At 62.3% G+C, this 15,781-nt stretch carries 11 protein-coding genes; 7 read left to right on the forward strand and 4 right to left on the reverse strand.

Annotation, left to right across the window (positions count from 1 at the left end; genetic code table 11):
• The first annotated feature begins 82 nt into the window (after nt 1-82).
• Nucleotides 83-1,726 (forward strand): PucR family transcriptional regulator, encoded by a 1,644-nt coding sequence (locus H351_RS03625; protein WP_003945987.1) that lies wholly within the window; start codon nt 83-85, stop codon nt 1,724-1,726.
• Nucleotides 1,727-1,874: 148 nt separating this feature from the next.
• On the forward strand, nt 1,875-3,308 hold the full coding sequence (locus H351_RS03630; protein ID WP_029256752.1) for a uracil-xanthine permease family protein: 1,434 nt from the start codon (nt 1,875-1,877) through the stop codon (nt 3,306-3,308).
• 96 nt (nt 3,309-3,404) lie between these two features.
• Here H351_RS03630 and H351_RS03635 read toward each other — a convergent pair whose 3' ends face one another.
• The 4 genes from H351_RS03635 to upp form a co-directional block, all read right to left on the reverse strand.
• On the reverse strand, nt 3,405-4,916 hold the full coding sequence (locus H351_RS03635; RefSeq protein WP_020909751.1) for a carboxyl transferase domain-containing protein: 1,512 nt from the start codon (nt 4,914-4,916) through the stop codon (nt 3,405-3,407).
• A complete protein-coding gene (locus H351_RS03640) occupies nt 4,913-6,139 on the reverse strand; it encodes a CaiB/BaiF CoA transferase family protein (RefSeq protein ID WP_020909750.1) in 1,227 nt (408 codons plus the stop codon). The genes H351_RS03635 and H351_RS03640 overlap by 4 nt, the downstream gene beginning before the upstream one ends.
• 289 nt (nt 6,140-6,428) lie before the next feature.
• Nucleotides 6,429-8,126, reverse strand: a complete 1,698-nt coding sequence (locus H351_RS03645; protein ID WP_003946020.1) for a PucR family transcriptional regulator — start codon at nt 8,124-8,126, stop codon at nt 6,429-6,431.
• 92 nt (nt 8,127-8,218) lie between these two features.
• Nucleotides 8,219-8,842, reverse strand: a complete 624-nt coding sequence (gene upp, locus H351_RS03650; protein WP_019746096.1) for a uracil phosphoribosyltransferase — start codon at nt 8,840-8,842, stop codon at nt 8,219-8,221.
• Nucleotides 8,843-9,065: 223 nt separating this feature from the next.
• Between upp and bar the strand changes: the two genes are divergently transcribed.
• The 5 genes from bar to H351_RS03675 all read left to right on the forward strand — a co-directional run bounded on the left by bar (nt 9,066) and on the right by H351_RS03675 (nt 15,780).
• Nucleotides 9,066-10,175: a barbiturase gene (gene bar, locus H351_RS03655; RefSeq protein ID WP_003946033.1), complete on the forward strand. Its 1,110-nt coding sequence runs from the start codon at nt 9,066-9,068 to the stop codon at nt 10,173-10,175.
• Nucleotides 10,176-10,312: 137 nt separating this feature from the next.
• Nucleotides 10,313-11,791 carry an amidase gene (locus H351_RS03660; RefSeq protein ID WP_029256751.1) on the forward strand — a complete coding sequence of 493 codons (1,479 nt, stop codon included), beginning with the start codon at nt 10,313-10,315 and terminating at the stop codon, nt 11,789-11,791.
• A gap of 41 nt (nt 11,792-11,832) precedes the next feature.
• Entirely contained in the window at nt 11,833-13,056 is a 1,224-nt protein-coding gene (locus H351_RS03665; protein ID WP_059016318.1) for an aminotransferase family protein, read from the forward strand.
• A gap of 292 nt (nt 13,057-13,348) precedes the next feature.
• The gene (locus H351_RS03670; protein WP_020909747.1) at nt 13,349-14,788 is read left to right on the forward strand and encodes a uracil-xanthine permease family protein; all 1,440 of its coding nucleotides are present in this window, start codon (nt 13,349-13,351) and stop codon (nt 14,786-14,788) included.
• A gap of 89 nt (nt 14,789-14,877) precedes the next feature.
• Nucleotides 14,878-15,780, forward strand: coding sequence for an FAD binding domain-containing protein (locus H351_RS03675; protein WP_019746091.1), 903 nt, complete (start codon nt 14,878-14,880; stop codon nt 15,778-15,780).
• Nucleotide 15,781 lies beyond the last annotated feature (1 nt).

The raw sequence follows: 15,781 nt of genomic DNA on the forward strand, positions 1-15,781 counted from the left end.
ACATCTTGTGTTCGGTGGGGATAGGATCGTTTCTTTCGTGAACCATCTTCCGTGATCCGAATGAAATCGAGGTGCCTGCCAAGTGGCAAACCCGGCCGTACCGGCATCCGAGGTGAATGCTGTTCTCTCCGAACTTCTTCGAACCCCGCTCCTTCCTGGTGTTCGAAAGGTCGCCGGTGGCTGCGAAGACCCGACGGTAGCCCGGGTGGGATTCATGGCGGTTCCGGACATCGGACCGTGGCTGCGACACGGACAGTTGCTGATCACCACGCCGGAAACCCTCGCCCGGGTCACCGAAACCTTCAAAGCATTTGTCGGACGGTTGTCGACGCGCGGAGTTGCAGCGCTCGCCGTCCAATTCGGAGCAGACGGGGACACTCTCGCGCCGGAACTGGTCGACGCGGCCGAAAGCGCCGGCTTCCCGCTCCTGGTTTTTCACGGTGCGTGCGATCACCCGGCGGCGAGAGACCGTGAGCAGACGGAGTCGGCCCAGATCGACGCCATGTTCGGGGCCGAGCGCTTGCGACGGCTGCTGGTCGACGTCGTGATGGGCGGCGGTGGCCTCCCACAATTGACCGAGGTCATCGCACGGGAGATGAAGGGCGCCGCCCTGATCACCACCTCGGACGGACGCGAGATCTGCCGCGCCGGGGATGCGGCGGAGCGCAAGCATCTGTCTGCCTGTCCCGCCGTCGATTCCACCGGTCGTCTGCGGACCGACACCGTCGAGGGCGGGTTGGGTCTGCACGAGTTCGACGGTCAATTCATCGCGGTGTCCGCGATTTCCGCCAATCACATCGATCACGGGCGTCTCGCGTTGTTCACCGGTGAGCGCGTGATGACGAGTTACGACCAGTACCTGGTCGAGCGAGCGGCGTCGGTGTGCGCGTTGGTCATCACCCGTGAGCAGGCCGTGGCGTCGGTGGAAGAACGCCATCGCGCCAACTTCGTTCACGACCTGCTCCTCGGCCGGGCCGGGGACCACGATCACGTTGTCTCCCACGCCAAGACGTTCGGTTGGGACTTCGATCGCCCGCTGGTGATCGTCTCGATCGAGCCGGACCCGATCGACGAACCGGCCTCTGCGGCGCCCGCTCGGCTGCCCGTCGTCGATCGCCAGGCGATGGCGTTCTCCGGGGCGATCGCCCACCGCGATCCCGGTGCGGCGGTGACCGCGCTGACGGGCGAGACGGTGATCGTCATGGGCGTCGGCACCGACACGATGGCATTGGTGCGGGACCTCGTCACGGTCGTTCGCGGTGAAGGTGGCGGCGGGAGAAGGCCGTTCAGTGTCGGGGTGTCCCGGCCGACAGCGGCGATCGACGCCGTCCCCGCGCTCTACAGTCAGGCGCGCACCGCACTGACCGTCGGACGCCGGATCTCCGGTCCGTGGACGGTGACTCAGTTCGACGATCTCGGTGTGTACAGACTGCTCAGTCTGGTCGAGGACGAAAACGAGCTGGAGACGTTCGCGCGGGAGACACTGCGGGAACTGACGGAGGAAACTGCCGAAGCGCAGGACATGCGCAAGACATTGGAAGTCTTGCTCGCGACCAACATCAACATCGCCGAGACAGCGCGCAAGCTCCACTTCCATTACAACACACTGCGTTACAGGGTCGTTAAGCTGGAGAAAATGCTTGGACCCTTCACGGCGCAACCCGAGCTACGGCTGGATCTGTCTCTAGCACTGAAGATAACCGCGATGCGCGGCATCAATCACTAATATTGCCAATCCGGGTCCGTGGGTTCTGGCAGATTGTCATCACGTCGATACCCCGGCGCTGTAATAGCGTTTCACTCCAGTCACGGTGTTTTGTGAGCTGGAGCACACTCAGCGTTCGGACACCTTCCTCTGCACGAAAGGTCCCATCATGCCGATTTGGACGTTGCACGGAGATGGAAAGAACATCAGACCGGGTGAAGTGGTCGCTCCCGGCGAGCGGCTCAGCTGGGGAAGAACCATCGGGCTGGGCAGCCAGCACGTGGTGTCGATGTTCGGCGCGACGTTCGTCTTCCCGATCATCATGGGGCTCAATCCTCAACTTGCCGTGATGATGTCGGGCTTTTGTACGCTCTTCTTCCTGCTGGTGGTCAAGGGACGCATTCCCAGCTACCTCGGTACGTCGGCGGCCTTTGTCGGCGGTATCGCCGCCATTCGTGCCCAAGGCGGAACGTCCGCAGAGGTGACCGGCGCGATCCTGGTGTCCGGACTGGTCCTGGCAGCCATCGGTATCGCGATCCACTTCCTCGGTGGCCGGGTCGTATTCAAGGTTCTTCCCCCGGTGGTGACCGGCGCAGTGGTGATGCTGATCGGATTCAACCTGGCACCCGTCGTCGCGGGGCTGTACTGGCCGCAGGACCAGTGGGTGGCTCTGATCGTCATGGTGGCCCTGATCGTCGTGAGTATCGCGCTACGCGGCTTCATGGCGCGCATCGCCATCTTCCTGGCGCTGATCTTCGGCTACGTCCTCTCCTGGATCCTCGACCGGGTCTCGGGCACGATCACCTCGTACGACGCAGGCACTGGTCAGATCACCGAGCACTTCCGCGTCAACTGGGATTCGGTGCAGTCGGCGTCGTGGTTCGGCCTACCCCCGTTCTCGGACGAGGCCAACGGAATCGTCGGCATCCATGCCCCGTCGTTCAGCCTGACGTTCATCATCCTGGTTCTTCCCGGTGTCATCGCGTTGATCGCGGAGAATGCCGGCCACGTCAAGGCAGTCGCAGAGATGACCGGCGACGATCTCGACCCGTACATGGGACGCGCGCTCGCCGGTGACGGTTTCGCCACCGCTATCGCCAGCAGCGTCGGCGGTTCGCCCACCACGACGTACGCCGAGAACATCGGTGTCATGGCAGCGACCCGTGTGTACTCCACCGCCGCTTACGCAGTTGCCGGCATCGTCGCGATGATGCTCGGCTTCTCCCCCAAGTTCGGTGCCGTCATCTCGGCGACGCCCGGCGGTGTTCTCGGCGGAATCACCGTGGTGCTCTACGGCATGATCGGTCTGCTCGGCGCCAAGATCTGGAAGGAGAACGGCGTCGACTTCGGCAATCCCCTCAACCTCATGCCGATCGCGGCCGGCCTCATCATCGGTATCGGCGACACGGCTCTGAAGTTCAGTGACACGTTCTCGCTCAGCGGGATCGCGCTCGGCACCATCGTCGTGATCGGGATGTACCACCTGTGCCAGTTCATCGGTTCGAAGAACCCGGAGCTGAATGCGAAGAATCCGGAACCGAACAAACCGGATTCGAAGGCTCCCGGCGGCGAACGGGAAGAACCCGCCCCGCAGCTCACGTGACACTTGGCTGAGTGTGCTCGATTGTCGAAGGCCGGACATCCTCCTTGGAGGATGTCCGGCCTTTCGCGGTGTGTGCGTGTTCTGTGTACTGATCGATCAGACGGCAGTGCTGGCTTCGACCAGGCCGATACGGTCGATGCGTTCGGTGCGGGTGATGAGCCGTTCAGTCGCATCGGTAGCACTGAGCACGCTCAGCTCGTAGTGCAGTACCGCTCCGACGCGAGTGCAGAAGGCGGCGGATTCGTCCGCGGCATCGGGAAATTCGGGGATGACCCGATCGACGATGCCGCCCGTGAGCAGATCGAAGGACCGTATCCCTTGACCGGCCGCCATCTCCGGAGCGTGCGTGATGTCGTGGAACATGATCGCGCTCGCCCCCTCGGGAGGTAAGGGCGAGAGCCAACCGTGGCGGGCCGCCAGCACTCGATCGGCCGGAATCAGTGCCAGGGCGCCGCCGCCGGTGCCCTGCCCGAGCAGGAGGGAAATGGTGGGGACCTCGAGTGAAATCATGTCGGCTATGCACCGAGCGATCTCGCCGGCCAATCCACCTTCTTCGGCTTCCTTCGACAGTGCCGCGCCTGCCGTGTCGATGATCGTCACCAACGGCAGGTCGAGCTCTGCGGCAAGCCGCATCCCTCGCCGAGCTTCCCGCAGAGCGCCGGGGCCGAGTGGGGAGTGAGCAGTCTGCCCGCGTCGGTCCTGTCCGAGAAGGACGCAGGGCATGTCGCCGAAGCGAACGAGCGCGAGCATGATGCCGGGATCGTTCTCGCCTTGGCCGGTTCCGTTGAGCGGGAGCATGTCCGAGGCGGAATTGAGCAACACTTCCCGGATCCCCGGTCGGTCTTCGCGTCGGGATGCGACGACGGATTCCCACGCCGACGTATCGGGTGGGCAATCGTACGAGCACGGGTCACTCGGCAACGAGTACCCACGACGTCTCGAGGTGATGATGCGCAATGCGCGGTCGACGATTTCGGCGAGCTGGTCTGGCGGCCTCACCGCATCGATGAGTCCGTGCTCGTGAAGGTTCTCCGCTGTCTGGACACCGACGGGGAAAGGTGAGTTGTACAAAGCCTCGAACACCCGGGGGCCGAGGAATCCCACGAGGGCTCCTGGCTCCGCGATCGTCACGTGACCGAGTGACCCCCAGGACGCGAATACGCCTCCGGTGGTGGGGTTTCGGAGGTAGACGATGTAGGGCAGGTGCGCTTCTTTGTGCTTGATGAGCGCCGCGGTGATCTTGACCATCTGCAGAAATGCCGTTGTCCCCTCCTGCATACGCGTTCCTCCGGAGGTGGGAAGCGCAAGAAGGGGCAGCTGCTCTTGCGTCGCTCGACGGATGGCGACGACGAGGCGTTCGCCCGCCGCCACGCCGATCGATCCGCCGAGAAAACCGAACTCGCAGACGATGATTGCCACACGGCGGCCTCGGACGGAGGCGCTTCCGGTCAGGACGGACTCGTCGAGCCCGGTCTTCTCCTGCGCCCGCAGAAGTGCTTCGGCGTAATCGGAGTCGGTCGCGACGGGGATCGGAGGGGTATCCCACGACTCCCAGGTGCCGGCATCGATCACCAGGTCGAGCAAGTCGCGAGCCGTCAGGCGGTTCATCGGGTGAATCCTTGTAGCCACGACATGACTTCGTCAGTGTCTTCACCGAGCACCGGCGGTGCCGTGTGCCGGGTCTCCGTCACCTCGGTTCCGTCCGGATCGAAAAATCGAAGCGGCGGACCGGGCAGAGTGATGTTGCCGAGCGTGCTGTGGTCGACGTCGACGAGCAATCCCTGTGATCGGGTCTGTTCCCATTCGTACACTTCGGAGATCGTCCGAACCCGTCCTGCCGGTATTCCGATGCGGTCGAGTTCGGTCAGAAGCTCGTCACGCGAATACGGTTTGAAGGTACGTTCGATCAATTCGACTACCTGGAAATGATTCTCGACGCGTTCGGCGTTTGTTGCCATACCGGGGGCGTCGGGATCGAGTTCGAACCCTTCGCAGAATCTTCTCCACAGGCTTTCGCTGCCGACCGAGATCTGTACTGCGCCATCGCCGGTACGAAAGAGTCCGTACGGTGCGATGGAGGGATGGTGGTTGCCTTGCGCTGTGCCTACCTCGCCGGCGACGGTCCACTTCGTTCCTTGAAACGCGTGAACACCGACCACGCTGGCCAAGAGCGACGTTCGAACGACACGGCCTCTCCCCGTCTGTTCGCGTTCCTTCAAAGCCGCGACGACACCGAACGCCCCGTACATTCCGGCGAGAAGATCGGCGATCGGAACTCCGACTCGTTGAACGTCGTCCGGGCTCGAGCCGGTCAGCGACATGAGTCCGGCTTCCCCCTGGGCGATCTGGTCGTAACCGGCGCGGCCACCTTCCGGGCCGTCGTGGCCGAAACCGCTGATGGACAGGACGATCAGTCGAGGATTGAGTTCGGCCAGCCGCTCGGTGGAGAATCCGAGTCGATCGAGAACTCCGGTGCGGAAGTTCTCCATGAGAACGTCGGCGCGGCAGACAAGATCTTCGAGGGTTGCGCGCCCGCTGTCGGATTTGAGGTCGAGCGTGATCGACTTCTTGTTCCGGTTCGTGGACAGGAAATACGTCGATTCCCGTTGCGTGTTCGGTGGTTCCAGCGGTGGCTCCACAAAAGGCGGCCCCCACCCACGGGTGTCGTCGCCACCGTGAGGTGATTCGACCTTGATCACGTCGGCACCCAGATCGCCGAGCATCATTGCCGCGTGAGGACCCGCGAGTGCGCGCGTGAGGTCGACGACAATCACGTCGTGTAGCGGACCACTACGAGCACTTGTGTTGTGAGGCTTCGAAGTCGAGTTCATGTCGCACCGCCGTGTTCTGGTGTAATTGGCTGAGCCAGTTGGTGGTTGAGGCCTCCGTAGTTCGGTCGACTCCGGTCCGCTGGACCGAGAAATCGGCCAGGGCCACTGAAGGAGGTATGTGCGGCCCGTCTTTCGAACCGTAAGCGCGCACCGGTCAACGGCACATGGGTAACCTTGCCGATGACGGGTATCAGTGGTGGGTAAGAAGTGACGAACGCTCACCGCATCGCGCGATTGCGGTTGTATCGAACCGTAATTGGGGCGCTCTGTCAGCCTATTGGGCGCATCTTCATGACATTTCGTGCATCTTCATGACCTGCAGGGCGAGTGAGACGTTCAATCGAAGGACGGGGTCGTCGGTGAACGATCCGACGACGCTCTCCAGCTTTCCGATTCTGTATCGCAACGTGTTGTAGTGCATATGCAGTGCCCGAGACGCCTCGGCGACATTGCAATTGCAGTCGAGCAACGTCTGGAGTGTCAGACGCAAATCTGCGGCTTCGGCGTTGTCCGCCGACAGTGACTTCAGAACGTCATCGGTGAACGAACGCAGTTCGCTCTTGTCCGTCTGGAGCGAGAGGAGTCGGTGTACGCCGAGTTCGTCGAAGTGCGCGATCTGGCCCGGCCCGTTGATACGTCGGCCGACGACCACGGCCGTACAGGCCTGGTCGTAGGCAGCAGGTAGATCGGCCAGGGAGTAGATCACCCGGCTCACTCCCGTGCTGAAGGAGCGGCGGCCGCTGGTGCGATCTCCGGCAACCTTGCGCACCAACCCTTCGATGTCCCGAACCGCACGGTCGGTGCTGGTGGGGAAAAGCGTGACCACCTCGTGTCGAAACCCGACGGAGGGTGCCGTCCGCTCGTGGGTGCGTACCACCTGTTGCCAGCCGTCGCTGAGTCGATCTTGGTCCGTGCGCGTGGAATTCGCGTGCTGGGATTCCGGGTGATCGACGTCGAGTTCTGCAACCACAACGGCAAGTGGACGAGTGACATCCCACCCCAACTGGGTGAAGTGCGCGCTCACTTCCGCCGGCGAGCCGGCTTCACCTATCAGCGCGTCGCGGAGGAAGTCGCCGCGGAATTTGGATTCCACTGCCGCAACTGCCAGCTGCTTGGTGACGGCCAGCGCAGCAACGGTGGCCGCTCGCTCCAGCGCTTGGACGACAACTGCGCCGAGTTCGTGGGTGCCGGCGTACGCGACCATTCGGCCGTGGTCGGTGCCGCCGGCCACCACCCGGGTGAGCGCCAACTGACCAGGAAATCCTTTGGGCGCGTTCTGTAAACCGACAGCGACCCGTTCGGTCAGGAACCGACCGGTGCTTTCGAACAACGGAAGCGCGTTCAGCGCGGCTGAATCTCCGGCCTCCGTCAACACTCTTCCGTCCGGCGAGCAGATGAGAACGCTGACGTCGAAAAGCGCGGCGAATTCCGCGGCAATCTGGGGTAGATCGCCACCTTCCAAGACGATCGACGTCAACGAGCGGTGAAGACGATCGGCAATGTCGAGTGCCGCAGACTGCTTCGCCACCAACTTGGTGAAGACCTCCGAGATCACCTCGTCGAATCCTGCGGTGACGGGAAGAACCAACAACGGCAGCCCTCGCTGCTCTGCCATGTGCAGCATGGCTTCCGGCAGTTCGTCGAGATAGCGGCCCGTTTTAACGGCAAGTGCCGCGACTCCTCGGCGTGCGAGACCGTCGACGAGGTCGCTGAGATCTGTATCGTCGAGAAGCTCTCCGGTTCGCCCGTAACGCAGCGGGAACCCGGTTGTCACCAACAGTTCGTTCGGCTTCACCCAAGCGAGGATGTCCGGTACTTCCATCACGTTCACCGATTGAACGAGGTGGCGCAAGCCCCCGTGCCCGGCAAGGACTTCGGCTCCACGCAGACTGGGCAGCTCGAGGACATCCCGAACCGTCAGTCTGTAGTCGCCACCTTCTGGCAAATGTTGAAGCTCTTCGCTCGAATATTTGGCAGATCTATCCATGTCGCGAGACTACGCTCGATCACGCGACGAACATTGTCAACAGTTGACGAAAATAGCCTCTCGAAATGAGTGGTTCTCCGTATGTCTGCCAACTACCGTGGTCCGAATTGGCGATCGCCCGCGTCTCCGAGTCCAGGTACCAGGAAAGCATTTTCGTTCAGGCCGTCGTCGATGCTCGCAGTGAGGAGCCTGACTGGATGTCCGGAGTTCCTCAGTGCTTCGATCCCCTCCGGAGCCACGACGACACATATTGCAGTCACATCGGTGGCTCCGCGTGCAATGAGCAGATCGATTGTGCGGATGATGGATCCACCGGTCGCCAACATCGGATCGAGGACGTAGACGGGGGTGCCCGACAGATCAGCGGGAAGGGACTCCAGATACGGAACCGGTTGGTGTGTCTTCTCGTCTCGTGCCATTCCCACGAAACCGACGCCTGCCTGCGGAATAAGGGCACTCGCCTGCTCGACCATGCCGAGGCCTGCTCGCAAGACCGGTACCAGGAGCGGTGGATTTGCCAGCCGCACTCCCAGCGTCGGAGCAACTGGCGTCTCGATGTCGAACTGTTCCACTTCTGCGCCGCGCATGGCCTCGTAGACCAACATATGGGTCAGTCTGCGCAAGGCGGACCGGAAAGTTGCGTTGTCGCTGCGAGCGTCGCGCATGGTCGTGAGCAGCGATGCCGCCAGCGGATGGTCGACAACAGTGGTGTCCATGGTCGAATCGTAAGTGAGAACCGATGGGGCGGCGCACAACCGGTGAATTGGAGTCGAAATAACCAATCGCGGTTTTCGTTTGGGCAACTATTGACGATGCCGAAGGGTTCGAGTCGTCATAGCGTGGTCGGCATGGCAGTTCCGAACCGCTCGGCTGGACTGGGCGCCAGGAGCTGTCAAGGCCCAATTTTGCCTCCACGATTCCCTATACAAGGAGATGCCAATGCCCGAAGCAATCGAGGTCCGTAAGGTTCCGCTACACAGCGTCTCCGACGCCAGTGAGCTCGCCAAGCTGATCGACGACGGTGTCCTCGAGGCCGACCGCGTCATTGCAGTCATCGGCAAAACCGAGGGTAACGGCGGCGTCAACGACTACACGCGAATCATCGCGGACCGAGCGTTTCGAGAGGTTCTCTCCGCCAAGGGTAATCGCAGCCCCGAAGAGGTGGCGGAGGTGCCGATCGTCTGGTCAGGCGGCACGGACGGTGTGATCAGCCCGCACGCGACGATCTTCGCGACGGTACCGGCAGACAAGGTCACCAAGACCGACGAGCCGCGACTGACCGTGGGTGTCGCCATGAGTGAGCAGCTGCTGCCCGAGGACATCGGTCGTACCGCAATGATCACCAAAGTAGCTGCGGCAGTGAAAGATGCGATGGCCGATGCCGGAATCACCGATCCCGCCGACGTGCACTACGTACAGACCAAGACTCCGTTGCTGACAATCCACACCATCCGTGACGCCAAGAGTCGCGGCAAGACCGTGTGGACCGAACAGACTCATGAGTCGATGGACCTGTCCAACGGCGGTACGGCGCTCGGAATCGCGGTTGCACTCGGCGAAATCGACATGCCGACCGACGAGGATGTCATGCACAGCCGCGAGCTCTTCTCCTCTGTTGCATCCTGCTCGTCCGGCGTCGAGTTGGACCGTGCTCAGATCGTTGTCGTCGGTAACGCACGTGGCGTCGGCGGACGCTACCGGATCGGCCACAGCGTGATGAAGGATCCGCTCGACCAGGACGGCATCTGGGCGGCGATCCGTGACGCCGGACTCGAACTTCCGGAGCGGCCGCACTCGAGCGACCTGGACGGTCAACTCGTCAACGTGTTCTTGAAGTGCGAGGCCAGCCAGGACGGAACGGTCCGCGGCCGTCGTAATGCGATGCTCGACGACTCCGACGTGCACTGGCACCGCCAGATCAAGTCGTGCGTAGGTGGAGTCACGGCAGCTGTCACCGGTGATCCGGCAGTGTTCGTCTCGGTCTCGGCAGCGCATCAGGGCCCCGAGGGCGGCGGTCCTGTCGCCGCCATCGTCGATCTCGGTCAGTAGCCGGTAAGAACCTCGCTGGAAACTTCGACAGTCGCGCGCCGCCACCGGTAATTCGTCCTCGAATCAGTTGCCGGTGGCGGCGAATCCGACCGAGATTCTGCCGGCGCAACCCACTTCACTGCTTGAAAGGATTCACGATGGTTCATGCTGCTGACCCTGTCGACGAGAGCGTTTCCGGTGCGCCCGAGAATCGCGAGCTCGTCATGGCCGATGCGGTCACGCTCAGTGGTCTGATACGCAGGCGTGAAGTGTCGTGTGTCGAGGTGATGGACAGCTACCTCGACCAGATCGAAGTTCATAACCCGGCGGTGAACGCGATCGTCGCATTGCGGGATCGGGAAGCGTTGACGGCGGAGGCGCGCGAGCGTGATTCGCAGTTGGCGAGTGGGCAGTATCTCGGTTGGATGCACGGGTTTCCGCATGCGGTGAAGGATCTTTCGGCAGCCAAGGGTCTGCCGTTCACGTCCGGGTCGCCGATGTTCGCGGATCGAATCGCCGAAGAGGACGACCTGTTCGTCAAGCGGATCAAGTCTGCCGGTGCCATCGTGATCGGCAAGACGAACACACCGGAGTTCGGGCTCGGATCGCAGACGTACAACCCGGTGTGGGGTACGACGGTGTCGCCGTACGACAATTCGCGCACTGCCGGCGGTAGCAGCGGAGGCGCAGCAGCGTCGTTGGCGCTTCGCATGCTGCCGGTGGCTGATGGAAGCGATTACATGGGTTCGCTCCGAAACCCGTCGGCGTTCAACAACGTTGTTGGGTTTCGACCTTCCTGGGGTCGGATACCGGAGACGGGATTCATCGCTCAGGGCGCTGTTGTGGGTCCGATGGGCCGAACCGTCACCGACGTGGCTCACCTGCTCTCCACGATGGCGGGACCGGATGCCTATGCACCGTTGGGGATTCGTGAGAATCCCGCTGTGTTCACCGAAAGCCTCGCACGGGATCTGAAGGGCTCTCAGATCGCATGGGTCGGTGACTGGAACGGCTACCTGGCAACCGAACCTGGAGTTCTCGAGTTGTGCGAATCCTCGTTCGAGGTCTTCGAACAGTTGGGGTGCCGCGTCGAGGCTGCGCTTCCCGACTTCAAACCCGAGGACATCTGGCAACTGTTCCTGCGATGGCGTTGGTGGGCGCAGCTCGGTTTGATCGATCAGTACAACGATCCGAGTTTGCGTGAGTTGATGAAGCCCGAACTGTTGTGGGAACTCGGGCATGCGGTCACCCTCTCGGCACTCGACGTGACCAAGGCTGCGGAGGCCCGCAACGGCTGGCTGTCGGCCATTACCAAGATGTTCGAAACCTACGACTACATTCTCGCGCCGAGTGCTCAGGTGTTTCCTTTCGACAAGAACACTCACTGGCCCGAGACCGTCGACGGGCGGTCGATGGACACGTATCACCGGTGGATGGAGACGGTTGTTCCCTGGACGATGGCCGGGGTTCCGGTTGCGGGGATGCCGGTCGGCTTCGACGATCGTTCGCTTCCCATGGGTATCCAGATCATCGGTCGGCACGGAGCCGACGTGGACGTACTCCAACTCGCCTACGCATTCGAGCAGGCAACCCAGTGGGTCGAGCGGGTTCTTCCTCCCGCACTCCGCGTGAACTGACCTAATCTATTTCGAACGTATCCAGTTGGGAGAGAACGACGATGGCTTCGGCATTGTGGCACGGGTTCGCGGACATGGGCGCTGTGGAGAAGAACGGCGCGTTTGTCGTCTCTCGCGGTGAGGGCGCGTACATCTGGGACCGCGAGGGCACTCGGTATCTGGATGCGACGGCGGGCCTGTGGTTCACCAATGTCGGGCACGGGCGCACGGAGATCGCGGACGCGGTGGCGGCTCAGTTGTCGAAGATCGCTCATTTCTCGAATTTCGGTGATTTTGTTCCCGAGACCACGCAGGTGTTGGCGGAGCGGTTGGCGACGATCGCGCCGGTTGCCGGGAGCAAGATCTTCTTCACTTCGGGTGGTTCGGATTCGGTGGACACTGCGGCGAAGCTCGCTCGCCGGTACTGGCACGAGGTGGGGCAGCCGGAGAAGGCGATCATCGTCGGTCGTCAGAAGGCGTACCACGGAATGCATGTTGCGGGAACGGCTCTGGCGGGTATTCCGGTGAACCGTGAGGGTTACGGCGAGTTGATGGCGGATGCGGCCACGGTCGGCTGGGATGATGCGAAGAGTCTGCTCGAGTTGATCGAGAGGATCGGTGCGAACAGGATCGCCGCGTTCTTCGCGGAGCCGATCATCGGTGCCGGTGGGGTGTATCTTCCGCCGGAGGGGTATCTGGCGGAGGTGCGCGACATCTGCCGCGAGCACGACATTTTGTTTGTCGTCGACGAGGTCGTGACCGGTTTCGGTCGTATCGGCGGCGAGTGGTTCGCGTCTAGTCGTTTCGATTTGCAGCCCGACATGATGACCACGGCAAAGGGTTTGACGTCCGGTTACGTTCCGATGGGTGCGGTGTTCATCGCGCCGCGGGTGGCGGAGCCGTTCTATGCGGGTTCGTGGTGGCGTCATGGTTACACGTATGGCGGGCATGCCGGTGCTGCTGCGGCGGCGATGGCGAACCTCGACATTCTCGAGCGTGAGAATTTGCTTGGGGAGTCGAAGCGTCTGGAGGCGTCGTTGCATACGCATCTGCAGCCGTTGGCGGAGCATCCGCGGGTGGCGGAGGTTCGTAGTGGGCTCGGTGCGGTCGCTGCGGTGCAGTTGGTTGATCCGGCGGAGGCGTTGCCGTTTGTGAAGACGTTGCGTGAGCACGGTATTTCGGGTCGCGCGGCGGGTCAGGGTGCGATGCAGATTTCGCCGACGTTCGTGATGACCGATGATCAGGTCGCGGAGATGGCAGCAGGGATCCTCGCAGCCCTGGGCTAGGTACCTCGTTTTCCGTTGACAGACATCGTGTTACGGAATCATTAAGCCGAAGAAAATGTTTGGACCCTTCGCGGCGCGGTCCTCATTTCGGTCGAAACTGTCTCCAGCACTGACGATGACCCCTGCCCGCGTCATCTGCCATCATTGTTGCCAATCTCGGCGAGTGGGTTCTGGCAGATTGTCATCACGTCCAAATCTGATTGCTGCATTAGCGTTTCACTCCAGACACGGTGTTTGTGAGCTGGGGCACAAAGCATTTCGAACACCTTCCTCCTTCGCGAAAGGTCTCGTCATGCCGATCTGGACGTTGCACGGAGACGGAAAGAACATCGGACCCGGTGAAGTGGTCGCTCCCGGCGAGCGACTCAGTTGGGGAAGAACCATCGGGTTGGGTGGCCAGCATGTCGTGTCGATGTTCGGCGCGACGTTCGTCTTCCCGATCATCATGGGGCTCAATCCTCAACTCGCCGTGATGATGTCGGGCTTTTGTACGCTCTTTTTCCTCCTGGTGGTCAAAGGACGCGTCCCCAGTTACCTCGGTACGTCGGCGGCCTTCGTCGGCGGCGTTGCCGCTATTCGTGCCCAGGGTGGAACGACGGCGGAAGTGACCGGTGCGATTCTGGTGTCGGGGTTGGTTCTGGGATTCGTCGGCATCGCCATCCACTTTCTCGGCGGTGGCGTCATCAGTAAAGCGCTACCGCCGGTGGTCACCGGCGCTGTGGTGATGCTGATCGGTTTCAACCTGGCGCCCGTTGTCGCGGGGTTGTACTGGCCGCAGGACCAATGGGTGGCACTGATCGTGATGGTTGCCCTGATCGTGATGAGCGTTGCGCTACGCGGCTTCCTGGGACGTATCGCCATTCTCGTCGCGCTGGTTTTCGGCTACATCTTCTCGTGGGTCCTCGACCGGGTCTCCGGTCCGATCACGTCCGCCGGCGGTAGTGGAGCACCCACCGAGCACTTTCGTGTCAACTGGGATTCGGTGCACTCGGCGTCATGGTTCGGGTTGCCGCCGTTCTCGGACGAAGCCAACGGAATCGTCGGTATCCACGCTCCCTCGTTCAGCCTCACGTTCATCGTTCTGGTCCTTCCCGGTGTCATCGCACTGGTCGCGGAAAACGCCGGTCACGTCAAGGCCGTCGCCGAGATCACGGGCGACGATCTCGACCCGTACATCGGACGCGCAATTGCCGGTGACGGTTTTGCCACCGCCATCGCCAGCGCAGTAGGCGGCTCTCCCACGACGACACACGCCGAGAACATCGGTGTCATGGCGGCCACTCGGGTGTACTCGACCGCCGCGTACGTGATCGCGGGTGTCATCGCGATCCTGCTCGGCTTCTCCCCCAAGTTCGGGGCGGTCATGGCGGCGACTCCCGGCGGCGTTCTCGGCGGAATTCTTGTGGTTCTGTTCGGCATGATCGGTCTGCTCGGCGCCAAGATCTGGAAAGAGAACGGTGTCGACTTCGGGAATCCGCTGAATCTGATGCCGATCGCCGCCGGTCTGATCATCGGTATCGGCGACACGGCTCTGAAGTTCAGTGACACGTTCTCACTCGGAGGCATCGCGCTCGGCACCATCGTCTTGATCGTGATGTACCACTTCTGCCAGTTCGTCGGGTCCAGGAACCCCGAACTGAACAGGCCGGAGCCCGGCAGGCGACCGGGCTCCACGACGGGTCCGGATACGTCAGATGACGAACGGGAAGAGCCCGTGGCGCAGCTCACGTGATGCCAAGTTGAATGTATGCCAGGTATGACCCGTGACCGTTGTCACATCTGCACAAAACGTGAAGTGACTCATAGAGGCAGGATTGAGTAATGAAACCGTCGCCGCTGACTTATCACCGACCGTCCTCGGTCGAGGACGCGTGCCGAATCCTCTCCGAGGTCTCTCACGAGGGGAAGGTGCTCGCCGGTGGGCAATCGCTTGTGCCGTTGCTGTCCATGCGCCTCGCCGCGCCCGCCCACATCGTCGACATCGGATCGATCCCGAACCTCGCTTCGGTGACCTCGTCCGAAGACGAAGGAGTGCGGTTCCAGGCCCTGGCCACGCACTCGGTGCTGGCGGCCGACGAAGGTGCTCGTCGAGTTCAGCCTCTACTGAACCGTGCTCTGCAGTTGGTAGCGCACCCCACGATCCGTAACCGCGGGACGAGCGTCGGTTCCATCGTCCACGCCGACCCGTCGGCGGAGATGCCGGCAGTCCTGACACTGCTCGGCGGCAGCGTGACCGTCCAGTCGGTGCGTGGCACCCGCGAGATCGCGTCGACGGATCTCTTTGCCGGTCCTCTCGAATCGAGCCTGGAATCGGACGAGATCGCGGTGTCGGTGTCGGTGCCCGGCGCCGAACCCGGAGTGGGGACCGCCATCGACGAGATCGCGCGTCGTCACGGTGACTACGCACTGGTCGGCGTCGTCGCCCGGATTCGCGTGGTCGACGGTCTGGTGGCCGAAGCGCACATGACGTACGTGTCCGCCGGAGAGCTGGGGCAGGTCGTGGACTACACGGACGTGCTGGCGGGGGCGTCCGCGACGGATCAGCGAGACCCGCGATGGCGCACTCTCGGAGAATGCGCCCGCGCGCAGATAGATACCGAGGCAGACATTCACGGGACGGCGGCGTACCGCTCGCAGTTGGTGTCCGCGCTCACGGCGCGGGTCGGCTTCGCGGCGGCAACGGATGCTCTCAGTGAGAACGCAGTACTGGCAGGAAAGTGGTGAC

It is taken from the genome of Rhodococcus erythropolis R138, from assembly GCF_000696675.2.
Classification (GTDB): domain Bacteria; phylum Actinomycetota; class Actinomycetes; order Mycobacteriales; family Mycobacteriaceae; genus Rhodococcus_F; species Rhodococcus_F erythropolis.